The organism is Streptomyces sp. NBC_00038 (genome assembly GCF_026343635.1).
Taxonomy (GTDB): Bacteria; Actinomycetota; Actinomycetes; order Streptomycetales; family Streptomycetaceae; genus Streptomyces.
Genome location: NZ_JAPELQ010000001.1, coordinates 1,891,676 through 1,909,268 on the forward strand (window position 1 = coordinate 1,891,676; position 17,593 = coordinate 1,909,268).

General features: G+C 71.6%; 17 protein-coding genes. 7 read left to right on the plus strand and 10 right to left on the minus strand.

The features are described from left to right. Nucleotides 1-21: 21 nt before the first annotated feature. The 5 genes from OG219_RS08770 to OG219_RS08790 form a co-directional block, all read right to left on the minus strand. The gene (locus OG219_RS08770) at nt 22-879 is read right to left on the minus strand and encodes an SGNH/GDSL hydrolase family protein (protein WP_266824600.1); all 858 of its coding nucleotides are present in this window, start codon (nt 877-879) and stop codon (nt 22-24) included. Next, on the minus strand, nt 876-2,030 hold the full coding sequence (locus tag OG219_RS08775) for a glycosyltransferase (protein ID WP_266824602.1): 1,155 nt from the start codon (nt 2,028-2,030) through the stop codon (nt 876-878). Before OG219_RS08775 ends, OG219_RS08770 begins: the two co-directional genes overlap by 4 nt. After that, a complete protein-coding gene (locus OG219_RS08780; protein WP_266824604.1) occupies nt 2,027-3,151 on the minus strand; it encodes a glycosyltransferase family 1 protein in 1,125 nt (374 codons plus the stop codon). Before OG219_RS08780 ends, OG219_RS08775 begins: the two co-directional genes overlap by 4 nt. A 139-nt stretch (nt 3,152-3,290) precedes the next feature. Next, nucleotides 3,291-4,709 (minus strand): HEAT repeat domain-containing protein, encoded by a 1,419-nt coding sequence (locus OG219_RS08785; protein WP_266824608.1) that lies wholly within the window; start codon nt 4,707-4,709, stop codon nt 3,291-3,293. A 300-nt stretch (nt 4,710-5,009) separates the two neighbouring features. Then, on the minus strand, nt 5,010-5,402 hold the full coding sequence (locus OG219_RS08790) for an ankyrin repeat domain-containing protein (RefSeq protein WP_266824611.1): 393 nt from the start codon (nt 5,400-5,402) through the stop codon (nt 5,010-5,012). Nucleotides 5,403-5,661: 259 nt separating this feature from the next. Between OG219_RS08790 and OG219_RS08795 the strand changes: the two genes are divergently transcribed. Next, a complete protein-coding gene (locus OG219_RS08795; protein ID WP_266824614.1) occupies nt 5,662-5,856 on the plus strand; it encodes a hypothetical protein in 195 nt (64 codons plus the stop codon). Nucleotides 5,857-5,893: 37 nt separating this feature from the next. Next, a complete protein-coding gene (locus OG219_RS08800) occupies nt 5,894-7,438 on the plus strand; it encodes a hypothetical protein (RefSeq protein ID WP_266824616.1) in 1,545 nt (514 codons plus the stop codon). 90 nt (nt 7,439-7,528) lie between these two features. Here the strand turns inward: OG219_RS08800 and OG219_RS08805 are convergent, their stop codons facing one another. Beyond that, complete coding sequence (locus OG219_RS08805) at nt 7,529-9,028, minus strand: PLP-dependent aminotransferase family protein (RefSeq protein WP_266824620.1); 1,500 nt, start codon at nt 9,026-9,028, stop codon at nt 7,529-7,531. Nucleotides 9,029-9,092: 64 nt separating this feature from the next. Here OG219_RS08805 and OG219_RS08810 point away from each other — a divergent pair, with 64 nt between their 5' ends. The 4 genes from OG219_RS08810 to OG219_RS08825 all read left to right on the plus strand — a co-directional run bounded on the left by OG219_RS08810 (nt 9,093) and on the right by OG219_RS08825 (nt 12,593). Next, nucleotides 9,093-9,806 (plus strand): YitT family protein, encoded by a 714-nt coding sequence (locus OG219_RS08810; protein WP_266824623.1) that lies wholly within the window; start codon nt 9,093-9,095, stop codon nt 9,804-9,806. After that, nucleotides 9,803-10,570: a glycerophosphodiester phosphodiesterase gene (locus OG219_RS08815; RefSeq protein ID WP_266824626.1), complete on the plus strand. Its 768-nt coding sequence runs from the start codon at nt 9,803-9,805 to the stop codon at nt 10,568-10,570. The genes OG219_RS08810 and OG219_RS08815 overlap by 4 nt, the downstream gene beginning before the upstream one ends. Nucleotides 10,571-10,610: 40 nt before the next feature. Continuing rightward, on the plus strand, nt 10,611-11,963 hold the full coding sequence (locus OG219_RS08820; protein WP_266824629.1) for an MFS transporter: 1,353 nt from the start codon (nt 10,611-10,613) through the stop codon (nt 11,961-11,963). A 255-nt stretch (nt 11,964-12,218) separates the two neighbouring features. Then, the gene (locus tag OG219_RS08825; RefSeq protein WP_164314920.1) at nt 12,219-12,593 is read left to right on the plus strand and encodes an RNA polymerase-binding protein RbpA; all 375 of its coding nucleotides are present in this window, start codon (nt 12,219-12,221) and stop codon (nt 12,591-12,593) included. 141 nt (nt 12,594-12,734) lie between these two features. Here the strand turns inward: OG219_RS08825 and fxsA are convergent, their stop codons facing one another. The 4 genes from fxsA to OG219_RS08845 all read right to left on the minus strand — a co-directional run bounded on the left by fxsA (nt 12,735) and on the right by OG219_RS08845 (nt 16,874). After that, the gene (fxsA, locus tag OG219_RS08830) at nt 12,735-13,310 is read right to left on the minus strand and encodes an FxsA family membrane protein (RefSeq protein WP_266824632.1); all 576 of its coding nucleotides are present in this window, start codon (nt 13,308-13,310) and stop codon (nt 12,735-12,737) included. 128 nt (nt 13,311-13,438) lie between these two features. Beyond that, nucleotides 13,439-14,230 carry a polyprenol monophosphomannose synthase gene (locus tag OG219_RS08835; RefSeq protein ID WP_266824635.1) on the minus strand — a complete coding sequence of 264 codons (792 nt, stop codon included), beginning with the start codon at nt 14,228-14,230 and terminating at the stop codon, nt 13,439-13,441. Between the two features lie 542 nt (nt 14,231-14,772). Continuing rightward, the gene (locus tag OG219_RS08840) at nt 14,773-16,386 is read right to left on the minus strand and encodes an amidohydrolase (protein WP_266824637.1); all 1,614 of its coding nucleotides are present in this window, start codon (nt 16,384-16,386) and stop codon (nt 14,773-14,775) included. A 47-nt stretch (nt 16,387-16,433) separates the two neighbouring features. After that, nucleotides 16,434-16,874: an Lrp/AsnC family transcriptional regulator gene (locus OG219_RS08845; RefSeq protein WP_266824639.1), complete on the minus strand. Its 441-nt coding sequence runs from the start codon at nt 16,872-16,874 to the stop codon at nt 16,434-16,436. A 267-nt stretch (nt 16,875-17,141) separates the two neighbouring features. Between OG219_RS08845 and OG219_RS08850 the strand changes: the two genes are divergently transcribed. Beyond that, the gene (locus OG219_RS08850) at nt 17,142-17,579 is read left to right on the plus strand and encodes a hypothetical protein (RefSeq protein ID WP_266824641.1); all 438 of its coding nucleotides are present in this window, start codon (nt 17,142-17,144) and stop codon (nt 17,577-17,579) included. Nucleotides 17,580-17,593 lie beyond the last annotated feature (14 nt).

Sequence of the window (17,593 nt, forward strand, 5' to 3'; positions counted from 1 at the left end):
GCCCTGGGTAAGGCTCAACGGTCATACCGCATCCGGCTGTTGTTCGCTCACCGACAGGGCGGCCAGCGCGGCGGACACGGCGTGCGAGGCGCTCAGGTCGAGGCGTGCGCTGGTGCCGCGCGCCTTGTGGCGTACTTCGGCGGCGGCGAGAGTGAGCAGCTGCGGCAGCAGATCGGTGCACCGCCTGGCGACCCAACCGGTCCCGGCGGTGGCCAGCCACCAGAGGCTCGCCGACCGCGTGGGCACGGGAAACTCGGGTTCGGCCGAAGGCTGGACACCGGTGGCGATGCCCTGCTCGGCGAGCAGCGCGTGGAACCGGAGCGCGAGCGCCCGGTGCCCCTGCTCCCCCGGATGCAGTTTGTCCGCGCTCCACATCGCGCGGTCCTTCAGCCAGTCCTCCTCCGCGGCATGCAGATGCAGCGCCCCGTACCGCTCGGACAGCGCGTGCACCACCGCGTTGACAGCCCGCTGCCGCCGGGCCAGCGGCCGCGCCAGGGCACCCGGCAGCCCGAGCATGTAGCCGGGATCCGGCAGGCAGGCCGTCATCACCACCGCTCCCTGAGCCCGGAACGCCGCGTACACCTTGTCGAGACGGGCCGCCACGGAGTGGATGTCGAAGGTGTACCGCAGGGTGTCGTTGACGCCTATGACGATGGAGACCACGTCAGGGCCGAGCGCCATCGCCTCCGGCGTCTGGCGCTCCAGCACGTCACGCGTCTGGGCGCCGCTCACCGCCAGGTTGATGAACTCCACGGGCGCGTCCGCCGGGGCGAGCCCCTGCGCGAGCAGTGCGGCCCACCCCCGCCATACCTCCCCGACGGGATCGCCCACCCCTTCCGTGAGCGAGTCCCCGAGGGCGACGAAACGAAGCGGTCTCATCCCACGCCCTCCTGAAGGCGCGGCCGCACCTCGACCACCGCGTCGTGCGCGGCGAGGAAGCCCTCGACGGCGGTGCCCCATCCGAAACACTCGGCACGCGCGCGTGCGGCCTCCCTGCGCGCACCCTCGGGACGCCCGAGGAGCAGCCGCACCGCGTCCGCGAAGGAGTCCCCGCTGTCCGCGGCGGTGGCCCCGGCGGACCCGATGACCTCCGGAAGAGCGGACAGCGAGCTGGCCACCACGGGCGTACCGCAGGCCATCGCCTCCAGGGCGGCGAGCCCGAACGTCTCGGCGGGCCCGGGGGCCAGGCAGACGTCGGCGGAGGCCTGGAGCGCACCGAGCGCGGCGCGGTCCGCGAGGTGTCCGAGGAAGGTGACGGGCAACCTCCGCTCCCGGGCGCGCTGTTCGAGCCGGGCCCGCAGCGGTCCGTCCCCGGCGACGACGAGGACCGCACGCTGTCCGCGCCGCAGCAGCGCCTCAAGACCGTCCAGCGCCGTACCGGGCCGCTTCTCGACGGACAGCCTGGAGCACATCACGAGCAGGGCCTGATCCGCGCGTGCGTAGCGGGCACGCACCGCGGGATCCCGCAGCGAGGGGTCCCGCCCCTCCAGATCGACGCCAAGCGGGGCACGTACGACATTGCGGGCGCCGATCCGGACGAACTCGCGCTCGGCGAATTCCGTGGTGCACACGACACGTGAATAGGTGTGTGCCGTACGCACGTTGAGGGCGTCGGCGGTGCGCCGGGCCATCCCCTCGGGGAGCCCCCAGGTCCGCAGCACCCCGTCGGCGGTCTCGTGGGAGACCATCACGGCGGGCACCCGGGCCCGCCGTGCCCAGACACCGGTCCAGCGCAGGGTGGTCCGGTCGGAGACCTCCAGGCGGTCGGGTGCGAGCGACTCCAGGAGCCGGGCGACCCGCCGCTTGTCGGTGAGCACGCGGTAGCCGCCGGTGCCGGGCAGCACCGGCCCGGGCAGCGTGATGACGCGCCCCTGTTCGGTCTCACGGTCCGTGGCGCGCTCACCGGGGACGATGAGCACCGGCTCGTGTCCCGCGGCCCGGTAGCCGGTGCCCAGCTCCCGCAGCGCGGTGCGCAGGCCGCCGGATGCGGGGGCGACGAAGTTCGCGAGCCTTACGATGCGCAGGCTCATGCCGCCACCACCGTCCGTGCGGAGAGCACATCGCTGTAGTGCCCTATGAGCTGATCGCCGACGGCGGCCCAGGTGCGGCCCTCGACCATGTCCCGCGCGGCGGCGCCGTACGCGGCCCGCAGCGCCGGATCCCCGGCCAGGGACCACACCGCGTCGCGCACGGCGGCGGCGTCGCGCGGCGGCACCAGCAGCCCGGTACGCCCGTGGGCCACCAGGTCGAGCGGTCCGCCCGCGGCCGGCGCGACGACGGGCACCCCGCTGGCCATGGCCTCCTGCACGGTCTGGCAGAAGGTCTCGAAGGGGCCGGTGTGCGCGAAGACGTCCAGCGAGGCGAAGATCCGGGCGAGTTCGTCACCCGTGCGACGGCCGAGGAAGACGGCGCCGGGCAACTGTTCGGTGAGGCTGGTCTGGCTCGGCCCGTCCCCGACGATCACGACGCGGACGCCGTCCAGGCCGCAGACCCCGGCGAGCAGTTCGACCTGCTTCTCGGGGGCGAGCCGGCCGACATAGCCGACGATCAGCTCGCCGTTGGGCGCCAGCTCGCGGCGCATCGCCTCGTCCCGGCGGTCGGGACGGAAGCGGACGGTGTCCACGCCACGCGCCCACAACCGTACCCGGGGCACACCGTGTGCCTCCAGGTCGTGCAGGGCCACGCTGGACGGAGCGAGCGTCCGGTCGGCGGCGGCGTGCACGGAGCGAATGCGCCGCCACGCGGTGGCTTCGCCGGCGCCCACGTACGTACGGGCGTATCCGGCCAGGTCGGTCTGGTAGACGGCGACGGCGGGGATGCCGAGCCGCGCGGCCGCGGCCATACCGCGGACGCCGAGGATGAAGGGGCTGGCCAGGTGGACGATGTCGGCGCGGTGTTCGGTGATCGCCGCAGCGACGCGTCGGCTGGGGAGAGCGACGCGGACCTGGGGGTAGCCCGGGAGCGGAATGGAGGGGATACGGACGACAGGGCACGGCGCGGTGGCGTCGGGCCCGCTCCCGGCGGCGGTGGCCGGGGCGACGACGAGGGGAACGTGACCGCGATCGACGAGGTGCCGGGCGGTCTGAAGCGCGCAGTGGGCCACGCCGTTCACATCGGGGGGAAAGGATTCGGTCACGATGACGACACGCATACTCGTGTTGTCGCCCCGCTGGACGTGCCCGCGTCAACGTGGATCTTTCCGTACGGGGAACGTCCCATGAGCGTTGCGCTCCGCACCCGTCCAGGTCAGCCCACGTCCATGACTTCCTGACTCCCGGGTCACCGAACGTTCATACGGCGGGCATGTCCGGCCCGATTCTGCTCCGTACCGCGGTCTGTACTTCCGCCTCTTCGGCTGGATCTGCCGCCAGCCGGCGCAACTGATCGACAACACGTGCATCACCGGTCTCGGCGTGCCGTGCGGCGACCTCGCGGGTGGACTCCTCGCAGTCCCACAGGCACTCGACGGCGAAGCCGGCGGGGAAGGAGGGATCGGTGGCGGCGAGTGCGCGGGCGGCGCGCCCGCGCAGATGGGACGAGGCGGTCTCGCGGTACACATGTCGCAGGACGGGTGCGGCGCAGATGATGCCGAGCCGCCCGGCCCCGTCGACGAGGGTCCACAGCGTCGGCGCGTCGGGGCCCTCACCCCGTACGGCCTCGCGCAGCGCGCCCAGGACCAGTTCGCTGTCCTGCGTACCGCCCCGGCAGGCGAGCATCCTGCCCGCGGCGGCCCCCAGGGAGTCGGGCCGGTGGGCCCAGTTCCTCGCCCGTTCGACTGCGGCGACACTGCGCATCCGTTCGAAGGCCTCGACGGCGGCCTCGGCCGCGGCCGCCGAACCGGTGGCCGCCGCGCCCTCGATCAGGTCGAGGGCGTCGGGATCGTTGCTGTCGGCGAGATAGCGCAAGGCGGTGCAGCGGGCTCCGTCGTCACCGCCACGGGCGGCCTCGACGATCTCGGGCCGGTCCTCGGGGCCCGCGACGGCACTGAGGCAGCGGGCCGCGGGGACATGGAGCGCGGCTCCGCGTTCGATGCCCTGTTGGGCCCACTCGAAGACGGCCTGCACGCTCCATCCCGGGCGGGGCCCGGACGGTCGCATCTGGCGCTGCCAGCGGTCGAAGGAGCCCTGCTCCTGGGCCGCACGCACGCGCGTGGCGATGGATTGGCGCGGATCGTCGGCCCACAGCCGCCAGGGCCGTGGCTCGAAGGCGTCGCGCACGGTGGCCGCGAGTGCGGCCTCGCCCTCCGCGTCGGCCGGGAAACGGGCCAGTACGGGTGCGGCCAGGGCGCGCAGGCCCGCGTCGTCGTCGCGCAGGGCCAGCTCGTCGAGAGCCCAGGCCCAGTTGGCGCCGGACGCGGCGTACTTGCGCAGCAGTTCGAGCGCGTCCCGCCTGCCGTACGAGGCGAGGTGCCCGAGCACCGCGAGGGTGAGCCCGGTGCGTGACTCGCAGTCGTCGAGGACGTCCTCGACGTCGAAGAGGTGCCGCTCGATCTCGTCGAGCTCACCGCTCAGATCGAGGTAGAGCCGGGCGTAGTAGAGCGAGCGGTTCTCCACCTGCCAGTCGTGGCGGGGGTCGCTCAGCACACAGTGGTTGAGCGCCGCGAGCGCTTCGGCGCGCGGTGCGGTGAGCGCGTGCAGCGTGCCGTCGCCGCGGCCCCTCTGGAGCAGACCGAGCAGCGTACCGCTGGGCGCTATGACCGGATCGAACATGGGAAACAGCCTCACATCAAGCGTCGACGCAACCGGGATCCTGCATTACCTGGCCGCGTGACAACACGTCGGAGCGCCCGCCGTTTCTTGCTTGCTGAAGACCATCTTCCTCTGCCTCTCGTAGGTGGCCCATGCGGGCCGCATCACGGCCCGCGCGGTGCGGCAACACCTGCCCAGCCATCACGTCCGTGAATCACGACGTCATGATGACCCAGCGGTTCTTCCCGCCGCGACCGCATTTCCGGCGCCCCCGCACCGCCTCCCCCGTTTTTTGCGTTTCGCCTGGTCAGAGCATCTAAGTCATCGTGCACCGAACAACTCGAGCAGCTCGGCCTTGGCGAACATGCGCGCCGTGTCGACGGCCGAGGGGGTGCCCGCGGCCGGATCGGCGCCACTGTCCAGGAGCACCCGGATCACGGCTTCCTCGCCCTTGAAGACAGCACCGGCGAGCGGCGTCTGACCCCGGTCGTTGATGCGGTCCGCCTCGGCACCGCGCTCCAGCAGGGCGCGTACGGCCTCGGCATGGCCGTGGTAGGCGGCGAGCATCACGAGCGAGTCGCCACGGTCGTTGGTGAGGTTGGCGGGAACGCCGGCGTCGACGTACGCCACGAGCGCCTCGGTCTCGCCACGGCGCGCCAGATCGAAGATCTTGGTCGCCAGCTCCACGACCTCGGGGTCGGGGGCTTCACTCATCGGCCGGACCGCCTCTCACTGCAACCGTTCGGGTGAATCGCCAGGGTACTGGCTCCGGCGGCACATGACCGGCACGGCCTGCGGCAAGGATCACAACGGACTTGCCGGACGGAACAGACCTGTTCAGGCGGCCCAAATGGGTCCGCCACTCGGGTGAAATCAGCGGAAATTCACTCAGTTGCACCTTTTATCGTATGGATACATGCTGTGATCCTGGAAGAACTCATGGTGACTGTCCCCACGAACCAGGAGAGCTCAAATGATTCTGTCCATCTCAGGCGTCGTCCTCCTCGGCATCATCGTCTTCCTCTTCTTCAAGAAGGACGGGCTCAAGGGGTCGCATGCCTTTGTGGCCGCGCTGTTCGGGTTCTACCTGGCGAGCACGGCCATCGCTCCGAGCATCAAGGCCGGCGGGGAGAGCCTTGCGGGCCTCCTCGGCGGGATCAAGTTCTGACGTCCCTCCCTCTCGTACGCACCATCAGGAGACAGCAGTGGCCCGGCGCCCTCTCCCCCGCATTCTGAGCAACGGCAGCGCACAGATCGCCCGGAGCCGGGATCTGGCCCGGACGGCAGCCGACAGCGCCACCGACGTCCTCCACCCGCTGATCACGATCACTCGTGGACTGCGTCGGCTGGCAGGTGCCGGACGGCGCAAGTGGGCCGCCACGCCCAAGGACCGGCGCGGGCCCCTGCTGTTCCTGGTGGCCTCGGTGATCCTGGTCGTGGCACTGGTGCCGTACGGACCGCTGCTCGCCGTCATCACGCTGATGGCGGCGGCAGCCTGGGCGGGCCGCGAACGCACCGCCCCGGAGCCGACAGGCCCCGACGAGTCGCAGACCCAGCGCCTCCAGTCGCTGTACGAGGCCCTCGTCCCGTACTTCTCCGCGACCGAGGACCCCACCCCTCTCTACGCCCACGGCGGCGACTGGGAGAAGGCCTTCTCCTCGTACGACTTCGACGAGGACGGACGTGTGTCCCGGCTCCTCCTCCGCTACCCGGCGTACTTCACCGACGGCGAGGCGGAGTCCCGCGCCCGGATCGAGCAGCTCCTGCACGCCAAGTCCGGCCGCGGCCGCGAGTACCACTTCGAGTGGGACGAGGAGGGCAACGAGCTGAAGATCACAGTCCTTCCGCCGCTCCCCACCGACATCGCCGCCCAGCGGTTCGTGACCGCACCCGGCGAGACGGTCCTCGGCTTCACCGACCCCGCCGACGTGCAGCGCACGCTCCCCCTCACCTACGGCGAGGAACAGCGTGACGTTCCCCCGGTCGTCTGGCGCACGGGGGTCCGCTCCACGGAGCCGCATCTGCTGGTCGCGGGCGAGCCCGGCAGCGGCAGCACCACGCTCCTGCGCTCGATCGCCCTGCAGTGCCTCCAGTACGGCGACGTCGTGATCGTCGAGGGCGCGGGCACCGGTGAGTACGCCTGCCTGACCGGCCGCGAGGGTGTGCTGGCCGTCGAGTGCGGGCTCGCCGGGGCGCTCGCGAGCCTGGAGTGGGCCGCTCACGAGACGGAACGGCGCCTCATCGCCGCGAACCGCGCCCGTCAGGCCGGCCAGTCCGCGCCGGACGACACCAAGCACCCGCTGTGGATCCTGCTGGACCGCCCGAGCGCGCTGGGCCACTTCGCCGCCGTCGACGGCCGCAACGACCCCCAGTCACTCCTGCAGGTCCCCCTGCGCCATGGCCGCGCGGCCGGTGTCACGGTCGTCGTGGCCGAGCACTTCGACAGCCTGGACTCCCTCAGCGACGCCGTCCGCCAGCACACCCGCGCGCGCGTGGTGCTCGGTCCCGCGTCCTCCGCCCAGCTGGAAGCAGTCCTGGGCGCGCCCCCGCACACCACTCCCACCCGCGAGGTACCTCCCGGCCGCGGTTACGCCCGCCTGGGCACCGGGCCCGTCCTCCGCCTCCAGGTCCCGGCGACCCCGGACCCGTACGACGACGCGACCAGCGACACCCATCGCCGGGCGGTCCTGGACCTCCTCCCGGAGCGCACGACTCCGGCAGAGGCGGAGATCAGCCCGTCCGGCGTTTGAGGACGAGCGCGTCAGCGCGATACGGGGGTCTGGGGGCGGAGCCCCCAGATACGGGACGGGCAGGGGCGGAGGGGGCGAAAAAGCCCTCCGCTAAGCCACAAACGTCCGAGGCGTCTCACTCCCCGCACTTCCCCCCGTCTCCACCAACCGCGCCGCCGCAGCCAGCCGCACCGCCGCCTCCTCGGCCACCGCGCCCCCCACGGTGAACGGCAACCGCACATACCCCTCGAAGGCGCCGTCCACCCCGAACCGTGGCCCGGACGGCACGCGGACCCCCACCCGCTCCCCCATCTCGGCCAGCCGCGACCCCGACAGCCCTCCGGTCCGCACCCACAAGGTGAGCCCGCCCCGCGGCACCGAGAACTCCCACTCGGGCAGCTCCCGCCGCACCGCGGCGACCAGGTCGTCCCGGTTCTCCCGGGCCTGCGTCCGCCGGATCTCCACGGCCTGCTCCCAGCCCCCGGTGCTGAGCAGCCAGTTCACGGCCAGCTGCTCCAGTACGGGCGTGCCCAGGTCGGCGTACGCGCGCGCGGCGACCAGGCTGCGGATCACATCGGGAGCGGCCCGCACCCAGCCGATGCGCATCCCGGCCCAGAAGGCTTTGCTGGCGGACCCGACCGTGATGACGGTCGACCCGGCGGGGTCGAAGCTGCTCACGGGGCGGGGCATGTGCACCCCGTCGTCCAGGTGCAGTTCGCTCATCGTCTCGTCCACGACGAGCACGGTGCCCGCGGACCGGGCCGCGTCCACCAGCACCCGCCGCTGGTCCTCGTCGGCAAGGGCGCCCGTCGGGTTGTGGAAGTCGGCGACGACGTACGCGAGCCGGGGAGCCGAGTCCCGCAGGACCTGCCGCCAGCGGTCCATGTCCCACCCGGCGAGCCCCTCTGCCATGGCGACGGGCACCAGCCGGGCCCCGGCCTCGCGCATCAGCTGAAGGATGTTGGCGTACGAGGGCGACTCGACGGCGATCCGTTCACCGCGCCCGGCGAAGAGATGACAGATCGCGTCGATCGCTCCCATCGCCCCGGTGGTCACCATGATCTGCTCGGGCATGGTCGGTATCCCGCGCGCGGTGTACCGCTCGGCGAGCATCGAGCGCAGCGCGGGCAGTCCGGCGGGGTAGTCGCCGTGGGTGTGCGCGTAGGGCGGCAGCTCCTCCAGGGCGCCCTGGACGGCCCGGGTGAGCCAGGGCTCGGGCGCGGGCAGCGCCGCGCAGCCGAGGTCGATCATGGATCCGAGTGCCTCGGGCGGCAGCGGCTCAAGGCCGCGCGCGGGCAGCGGGTTCCCCGCGGGCACGGCGGTCCAGCTGCCCGCTCCGCGGCGGGACTCCAGGAACCCTTCGGACCGCAGCGCCTCGTAGGCCGCGGCGACCGTCGTACGACTGACGGACAGGGACAGCGCGAGTTCCCGCTCGGCGGGCAGCCGCGCGGCGACCGGCACCCGTCCTTCGAGCACCAGCAGCCGGATGCCGTCGGCGAGCGCGCGATAGGCGGGCGGGCGACGGGTGCCGGGCCCCGCGGGGCGCTCCTGCTGGGAGTTGAGGAGCCGGGCGAGCTGAGCGGCACCCACCGCCGAAGTCCACTGAGTCATGATTCCCAGTCCACCTTCCCCAAATTGGCCATGGATGTGGTTCCTTCTCAAGCCACAGAGTGTCATGAGTCAGGCCACGACCACCACAGGGGGCTTCATCTTGTCCACCCACCCGGAAACCGGACTCCTCAAGTCCGGACGGCTCCCGCGTCGACTGGTCCAGCTGTACGCCGGCCTGGCGCTGTACGGCGCGAGCTCGGCCCTGCTGGTGGAGTCGGGCCTCGGCCTGGAACCCTGGAACGTGCTGCACCAGGGGCTGGCCGAGCTGACCGGCCTGACGATCGGCGTGGTGTCGATCTTCGTGGGCGCGGCGGTGCTGCTCCTGTGGATCCCGCTCCGCCAGCGCCCGGGCCTGGGCACGGTCTCCAACGTGTTCGTGGTCGGCATCGCCATGGACGGCACCCTCGCCCTCCTGCCCGACGCGCACACCCTGGCCGTACGGATTCCCCTTCTCGTGGCGGGCATCCTGCTGAACGGTGCGGCGACCGGCCTCTACATCACCGCACGCTTCGGTCCGGGACCGCGCGACGGCCTGATGACAGGCCTGCACCAGCGGACCGGCCGCTCGATCCGCCTGATGCGCACGGCCATCGAAGTGGCGGTCGTGGCGACCGGCTTCGCCCTCGGCGGCACGGTCGGCGTCGGCACCGTGCTGTACGCCGTCGCGATCGGCCCGCTCGCGCAGTTCTTCCTGCGCGTGTTCGCCGTCCCCACGGCACCGGGCGGCAGCACGGTCGTTGCCACCGGTCAACCGGAGCGCGCCATACTTCCCGGGTGAGCACGCGTATACGCCACCCGTACCTCGACCACCCCGGCCCGATCCCCTTCGCACACCGGGGCGGCGCGGCGGACGGTCTGGAGAACACCCTGACCCAGTTCCGGCGGGCGGTGGAGGCGGGTTACCGCTACATCGAGACGGACGTACACGCGACGGCGGACGGCAAGCTCGTCGCCTTCCACGACTCGACCCTGGACCGGGTGACGGACGGGGCGGGCCGGATCGCGGACCTCCCGTGGGAGGACGTGCGCCACGCGCGCGTGGCGGGCAAAGAGCCGGTCCCCCTCTTCGAAGAGCTGCTCGAAACCTTTCCCGAGGTGCGCTGGAACGTCGACATCAAGGCGGAACCCGCCCTCCATCCCCTGCTCGATCTGATCGGCCGCACCGACTCCTGGGACCGTGTCTGCGTCGGCTCGTTCTCCGAGGCGCGCGTCTTCCGCGCCCAGCGCCTGGCCGGTCCGCGCCTCGCCACCTCGTACGGCACCCGGGGCGTCCTGGGGCTGCGGCTGCGCTCGTACGGCATACCGGCCGCGGTGCGCGGCTCGGCGGTCGCCGCCCAGGTGCCCGTGTCCCAGTCGGGGGTGCCGGTGGTCGACCGGCGTTTCCTGCGCGCCGCCCACGCGCGCGGGTTGCAGGTCCACGTGTGGACGGTGAACGAAGCCGATCGCATGCACCGGCTCCTGGACCTGGGAGTCGATGGCATCATGACCGATCACATCGACACGCTGCGCAGGGTCCTGGAGGACCGGGGCACCTGGGTCTGAGCCCACCGCGCGGTCCGTTCACGGGAAGCGAGGGGCACGGGTGGGCACTGACACCGTGCGCGCGGAAGCGGCCGACGAGGCCGCCGAGCGGCGGCGCGAGCAACACGGCTGGTACATGTACGACTGGGCGTGCTCCGTCTACTCGACGAGCGTGCTCACCGTGTTCCTCGGCCCTTATCTGACGTCGGTCGCCAAGGCGGCGGCGGACGCGGACGGCTTCGTGCATCCCCTGGGGATACCGATCCGCGCCGGCTCCTTCTTCGCGTACTCGGTCTCGGTGTCCGTGATCCTGTCGATCTTCGTGATGCCGATCGCGGGCGCGGCCGCCGACCGCACGGGCCGCAAGAAGCCGCTGCTCGCGGCTGCCGCCTATGTGGGCGCCGCGGCCACCACGGGCATGTTCTTCCTGGACGGCGACCGCTATCTGCTCGGTGGCCTGCTGCTGATCGTCGCCAATGCCTCGGTGGCCGTGTCGATGGTCCTCTACAACTCCTACCTGCCGCAGATCGCCCCGCCCGAGGAGCGCGACGCGGTCTCGTCCCGTGGCTGGGCCTTCGGCTACGCGGCGGGCTCACTCGTCCTGATCGCGAACCTGATCCTGTTCACGGCCCACGACACCTTCGGCGTCTCCGAGTCGACGGCGGTCCGCATCTGTCTGGCCTCGGCGGGCGTCTGGTGGGGCGCCTTCACCCTCGTACCGCTCAAGCGTCTGCGCGACGACCGCCGAAAGACCGCTGCCAGGACGGCGACCGCGCCCGGATGGCGCCAACTGGCCGCCACCGTGCGCGACATGCGCGGCAAACCGCTCACCCTGTCCTTCCTTCTCGCCTACCTCGTCTACAACGACGGCATCCAGACGGTCATCTCGCAGGCCTCGATCTACGGTTCGGAGGAACTGGGCCTCGGTCAGTCGACCCTGATCGTCGCCGTGCTGCTGGTCCAGGTGCTCGCGGTCGGGGGCGCCCTTGGCATGGGACGGCTGGCGCGCAGGTACGGCGCGAAACGTACGATCCTCGGCTCACTCGTCGCCTGGACCGTGACACTCGGCGCCGGGTACTTCCTGCCCGCCGGCGCGCCCGTCTGGTTCTTCGTGCTGGCCGCCGGCATCGGGCTCGTCCTCGGCGGCAGCCAGGCCCTGTCGCGCTCCCTGTTCTCGCATCTCGTGCCGAGCGGCAAGGAGGCCGAGTACTTCTCCGCGTACGAGATGAGCGACCGCGGAATGAGCTGGCTGGGCCCGCTTCTCTTCGGGCTCACGTACCAGCTGACCGGAAGTTATCGGGACGCGATCATCTCCCTCGTGGCCTTCTTCGTCATCGGATTCGTGCTGCTCGCGAGGGTGCCGGTGCGGCAGGCGATACGCGACGCGGGCAATCCCGTACCCGACAGGATTTAGCGCCGGAGGCCAAAGGCCGGTAGTGTACGCGTTTGGCCTGCCAGGCGTACCGTTACTGCGCGTCAAGATACTGAAACGCCGGGTGACATCTGCTGTCAGATGTGACAAACCGGGCGCTGGTGGGTACAACAAGGGGCGGCTACGACGGCGACGCATGACCCCGGAACGGGAATCTTTACCGCCGACCGGACGTTGACCGGATGACGACGACAGCGACACCTGTCCTGTGGGCGACAAGCCCGGGAGGCACGATTCATGAGTGAGCGAGCTCTTCGCGGTACGCGGCTCGTGGTGACAAGCTACGAGACGGACCGCGGCATCGACCTGGCCCCGCGCCAGGCCGTGGAGTACGCATGCGAGAAGGGACATCGCTTTGAGATGCCCTTCTCGGTCGAGGCGGAGATCCCGTCCGAGTGGGAGTGCAAGGTCTGTGGGGCCCAGGCACTCCTGGTGGACGGCGACGGCCCTGAGGAAAAGAAGGCCAAGCCCGCGCGTACACATTGGGACATGCTGATGGAGCGACGCACCCGAGAGGAACTCGAAGAGGTCCTTGAGGAGCGTCTGGCGGTTCTGCGCTCCGGCGCGATGAACATCGCGGTACATCCGCGGGACAGCCGCAAGTCCGCGTAACCCCTCCGGGGGTTGGGTGGCATACCACGAACGCACGCAGCCGCGGGCGCCGTACCTGATGGGTACGGGGTCCGTGGCTTTGTGCGTTCCGGGGGCGTCCAGGGGTGCCGACCCTGGGGGCCGCACCCCCAGGGCGACCGCTCAGCCGTTCAGCGGCGGGCGCGGGCCCGGCTCCTGTCGGCGGTCCTCGTCCCTGATGACCTCGCCCTGCACGACCTTGCCGTCCGGGCGGTGCATACGTGCCTGCTGGAAGGCGTCGCCCAGCGTTCCCGGGGCGGCCGCCGCGATCTTGCGGTCGATCGTCCGCTCCGCGTAGCGGCTGAGGGCCTTCTGGACCGGCGGGATCAGCAGAAGAAGGCCGACGGCGTCGGAGATCAGGCCGGGGAGCATCAGGAGGAGGCCGCCGAGCATCATCAGGCCGTTGCCGTCGCCCTTGCCGGTCCCGCTCTCGGGCGCCACCCCGCTCTGCTGCTGTTGCAGCGTCTCGCTGAGGTTGCGGAAGGCCCGGCGCCCGGCCCGCTTGATGACCACGGAGCCGAGGATGAATGCCGCGACAAGCAGCAGGAAGACCGTGAGGCCGCTCGCCGCGCCCGCCACCACGGTCAGCAGCCAGATCTCCAGCACCAGCCACACGGCGATGCCGAGCGGCAGGAAGGTGCGCAGCCGCGAGCGCCGCGGCCGAGCGGGGTACGTGGGAGTCGAAGCGCCAGTCGTCATGTTCCCAGTGTGCCTGGGCGCGGCTCAGTACGGGATAAGCGGATGATCAACAGCGCCTGTGGGCCGGGGACGGAACGCCTGCGAGGGCCTGGGCGCCCAACAGAGGCCGTACGTCGGTCGAATCGCCGTCAGCGGGACTTGCGCCCCGTGATCCGTCCCAACCGCTCCCCCACGCCCCAGGTGGTGACCCGCCAGAGGGCCTCCACGAGGATGTCACGGCTCATCTTGGAGTCGCCGAGTTCCCGCTCGACGAAGGTGATCGGCACCTCGACCACGTGATAGCCGGCCTTGACCGCGCGCCGGGCCAGGTCGACCTGGAAGCAGTACCCCTGGGAGGCGACCTCGGTGAGGCCGAGGCCTTGGAGGGTCTCGCTGCGGAAGGCACGGTAGCCGCCCGTGACATCGCGGATCGGCACGTCGAGCAGGACCCGGGAGTACAGACTGCCGCCGCGCGAGATGAACTCGCGGGACTTGGGCCAGTTCACGACCCGCCCGCCCGGTACCCAGCGCGAGCCGAGCACGAGGTCGGCACCCTTGAGGGCGGTCAGCAGGCGGGGCAGTTCCTCCGGCTGGTGGGAGCCGTCGGCGTCCATCTCGACGAGTACGCCATAGCCGTGCTCGATGCCCCAGCGGAAGCCCGCGAGATAGGCGGCACCGAGGCCTTCCTTGCCCTTGCGGTGCAGCACCTGGACCTGCTCGTCCTCGGCGGCCACCTCGTCGGCGAGTTTGCCGGTGCCGTCGGGGCTGTTGTCGTCGGCCACCAGGACGTGCGCCGCGGGCACGGCGGTGCGCACCCTGCCGACGATCTTCTTGATGTTCTCCGCCTCGTTGTAGGTCGGGATGATCACCAAGGCCGTGCCGAGCGGGCCGAACTGTCTCCCCTGGGCTTCCGCCGCCAGGGTCGCGTCGCCGTCGTTCACTGCTGCCCCTTCGAGTCCGTACGCAGGGGTCCACCATAGTGGCCCCAACCTGCGCTGCCACTCCGCGGCGTCGGTACGGGGGTGTCGATTCGCCAAGAGGCGGGTAAGAGGAAAACCCGCCCGGCGCAGCTCGCATGCTGCGGATCGGGGCCCGGCGCCCTTCGGGCCGACCAGGGACCCGCTGGCTGCGGGTCGACCGAAAGCCGTTGTCTACTGAACGTCCGGGCCCCACCCGGGTCACACCTGCCGACGTGTCGGAACGTTCCCTCGCCTCTCGTTGCGCGGGTGCTGGGCCTGGCTCCCAGTGGTGGTGCGCCGGTGCGGCACACCGCCCCTGACCCAGCGGCGCTTCGAGACCGCGCGGAAGTTCCCCCGTCGGACGTCCGGTGGTGGACCCGGCCGAACCTACCCGCCACCTGCGGCCAGCTGTCAACAGCCGCCTGACCTGCACTTTTACCCTCAAATGCCTGGTCAGTGCGGAGGATGCGCAGGTCGCGCGACGCGGCGGCGGGCGCTGATCGGAGCCGCGCCACCCCGGGACATCACTCGTTAGGCCGTACGAATACCGTCCGGCCGCCCACGACGGTGCGCAGGCAGACGGGCAGGTCGTTCCCGGGGGTCAGATCCGGCAGCCCCGGGGTGCCGGAGCGAGGGTCGGTGGACCACCGTGCGACCCGGTCGTCGGGGGCCTGCACGACGAGGTCCTCGGTGCGCCACACGGCGTAGTCGGCGGGCGCGCCCGGCACCAGGGCACCCGCGTCGTCCCGTCCGATCGCCCGCCATCCACCGCGCGTATGCGCCGTGAATGCGGCGCGTACGGACACCCGGTGCTCGGGCGTCCGGTGGAAGGCCGCCGCGCGGACGGTGCCCCACGGGTCGAAGGGCGTGACGGGGCTGTCGGAACCGAAGGCGAGCGGCACGCCGGTGCGCAGCAGGGCCGCGAACGGGTTGAGCGTACGGGCCCGTTCGGCACCCAGGCGTTGGACGTACATGCCGTCCTCGCCGCCCCAGAGCGCGTCGAAGGCGGGCTGCACGGAGGCGGTGAGGCCCAGCTCGGCGAAGGCCGCGATGGTCTCGGGGGTGAGCATCTCGGCGTGCTCGACGCGGTGCCGGGCGGCGCGCACGCGGGCCAGGCCGACCCTCTCGGCGGCGGCACGCACTCCTTCGACCACGGAGGTCACCGCGGCGTCCCCGATGGCGTGGAAGCCCGCCTGGAGGCCCGCCTCGGTGCACGCGGCGACATGGGCGGCGACGGCTGCCGCGTCGAGGTAGGCGGTGCCGGTGTGGGCGGCGTCGGCGTACGGCTGGTGCAGACAGGCGGTGTACGAGCCGAGAGAGCCGTCGACGAAGAGGTCACCGGCGGCGCCGATCGCACCCAGGGCGCGGACTTTGTCGATGTTCTGCTCTGCCCAGTAGCCGACGACCCGGGGGCCCGCCTCCTCCGCGGCGAGCCGCAGCAGTCCGGTGAAGTCGTCCTCGGAGGAGATGTCCGGGCCCGCGCACTCGTGGACGGAGCCGATGCCGAGGGAGGCGGCGTGGGCGAGCGCGGCGCGCTGGGCCTGGGTGCGCTGCTCCCCGGTGATGGCGCCGAGGGCGGCGGCACGGACGGCGTGGTGGGCGTCGCGGGTCAGCGGGCCGTCCTGGTACCCGGCGCGTGCGGTGACCCCCGGAACGAGGTCCAGGAGGGCGGTGGTGACGACGGCCGAGTGGACGTCGATGCGCGAGAGGTACAGCGGGCGTCCGCCGGTCGCCTCGTCGAGTTCGGCGCGCGTCGGAGGGCGTCCGCCGGGCCAGCGGGCGGCGTCCCAGCCGTGACCGAGGAGGACCCGGTCGGCGGGGCGGGCGACTGCGAAGTCCCGTACGAGGGCGAGCGCGGCGTCCAGGGAGGGGGCGTCGGACAGGTCGAGGCCGGTGAGCGCGAGGCCGGTCGAGGTGGTGTGCACGTGTGCGTCGGTGAACGCCGGGGTGACCAGCGCGCCTTCGAGGTCCACGATCTCGTCGACCCCGTCCGCGAAGGCGTCGGCGGCGCCCTCCGAGCCGACCCAGGCGACCTGCCCGCGTTCGACGACCATCGCGGTGGCGAAGGGATCGGCGGGACTGTGGACTTCTCCACCGCGCAGCAGCACGGTGTCCGACGGGGCGGTGCTCTCACTCATGGGGAACAGTCTCGCCCCTGCCGGCGCTCACCCCGCGCCGGGGGCCGTCAGATCCGGGGCGGCCGCGCCTCGTAGGGCGTCGACAGCACCACCGTCGTCCGTGTCGACACGCCCGCGAGGGTGCGCAGCCGGGCGAGGAGCTCCTCCAGCTCGTGCGGGGTCGAGACGCGCACCTTGAGGATGTAGTTCTCGTCGCCCGCGACACTGTGGCAGGCCTCGAGTTCGGGGACGCCGGCGAGGCGTTCCGCGATGTCGTCGGGGGCGCTGGGGTCGAACGGCTTCACCGAGATGAAGGCGGTCAGAGGCAGCCCGACGGCCTCCGGGTCAACGACCGCGGCATAGCCGCGGATGACGCCGCGCTGCTCCAGCCGGCGCACCCGCTGGTGCACGGCAGACGTGGACAGGCCCGTGGCCTTGCCCAAGTCGGTGTAACTCATCCGCCCGTCCGCGACGAGCAGCTGCACGATTTGTCGGTCCAGCTCCTCCATGGCGCAAGAACCTACAGGGCCCTTGATCCCGTCGGATACCTGAGCGGCGCAGGTCATACCCGGTTTGTGATGTAGCCGGGAGTGGCCCGCGAGGCGGCGGGGGGACAAATCCACCGGGTCGGGCACCTGCGGGCGGCATGTGACGAACGCCACATAGTCGGAACGGGGTCCGTGATGTTCTCGTGATTACGGCAGAGACGGGACGGGAAGTGCTTGCTGTGGTCGAGGCCGCAGTGCCTTGTCGGCCCACCCGAGGGGGAGAAACCCATGCAGAGTCTTAAGCGCCCTGGTCGTACCGCGTCCAAGCGGCAGCTGGCCGTGTCCGAACCCGAGCCGGAGGGCGTCGAACCCGACGCCCTGGACGGTGAGGAGTTCGACGCGTACGACACCTTCGAGATGTACCGGGTGATCTGCCCGGACTGCGCGCAGCCCATCGCGCTCCTGGCGGACGAGGAGGTCCTGCCCGAGCACGCGCTGTGTGCCTCGCCGTGGAACCCGTTCGGTCTCACGGTCTGCACCGGTACGGGCCGCGCGGCGGACGACGCACGGCCCGCGGACGAGACCACGGAACTCCAGGAGCAGGACACGGCCCTGCTGTTGACGCTCCCTCAGGGCCTCGACTGGCGGACCCAGCCGTTCTCGCACGTGGGCGGACCGAGTTCGCGCCCGATCCGCGTCCCCGAGATGCGGCGCCTGGCCGCCTGACCGTCCTCGCGGTT

Excerpts from the sequence above, each read along its gene's own strand:
- OG219_RS08785 (WP_266824608.1), bottom strand. The coding sequence starts at position 4,709 with ATGTTCGATCCGGTCATAGCGCCCAGCGGTACGCTGCTCGGTCTGCTC.
- OG219_RS08845 (WP_266824639.1), bottom strand. The coding sequence starts at position 16,874 with ATGGAGGAGCTGGACCGACAAATCGTGCAGCTGCTCGTCGCGGACGGG.
- OG219_RS08780 (WP_266824604.1), bottom strand. The coding sequence starts at position 3,151 with ATGCGTGTCGTCATCGTGACCGAATCCTTTCCCCCCGATGTGAACGGC.
- fxsA (WP_266824632.1), bottom strand. The coding sequence starts at position 13,310 with ATGACGACTGGCGCTTCGACTCCCACGTACCCCGCTCGGCCGCGGCGC.
- OG219_RS08810 (WP_266824623.1), top strand. The coding sequence starts at position 9,093 with ATGAGTCAGGCCACGACCACCACAGGGGGCTTCATCTTGTCCACCCAC.
- OG219_RS08770 (WP_266824600.1), bottom strand. The coding sequence starts at position 879 with ATGAGACCGCTTCGTTTCGTCGCCCTCGGGGACTCGCTCACGGAAGGG.
- OG219_RS08840 (WP_266824637.1), bottom strand. The coding sequence starts at position 16,386 with ATGAGTGAGAGCACCGCCCCGTCGGACACCGTGCTGCTGCGCGGTGGA.
- OG219_RS08825 (WP_164314920.1), top strand. The coding sequence starts at position 12,219 with ATGAGTGAGCGAGCTCTTCGCGGTACGCGGCTCGTGGTGACAAGCTAC.
- OG219_RS08790 (WP_266824611.1), bottom strand. The coding sequence starts at position 5,402 with ATGAGTGAAGCCCCCGACCCCGAGGTCGTGGAGCTGGCGACCAAGATC.
- OG219_RS08795 (WP_266824614.1), top strand. The coding sequence starts at position 5,662 with ATGATTCTGTCCATCTCAGGCGTCGTCCTCCTCGGCATCATCGTCTTC.
- OG219_RS08775 (WP_266824602.1), bottom strand. The coding sequence starts at position 2,030 with ATGAGCCTGCGCATCGTAAGGCTCGCGAACTTCGTCGCCCCCGCATCC.
- OG219_RS08850 (WP_266824641.1), top strand. The coding sequence starts at position 17,142 with ATGCAGAGTCTTAAGCGCCCTGGTCGTACCGCGTCCAAGCGGCAGCTG.
- OG219_RS08805 (WP_266824620.1), bottom strand. The coding sequence starts at position 9,028 with ATGACTCAGTGGACTTCGGCGGTGGGTGCCGCTCAGCTCGCCCGGCTC.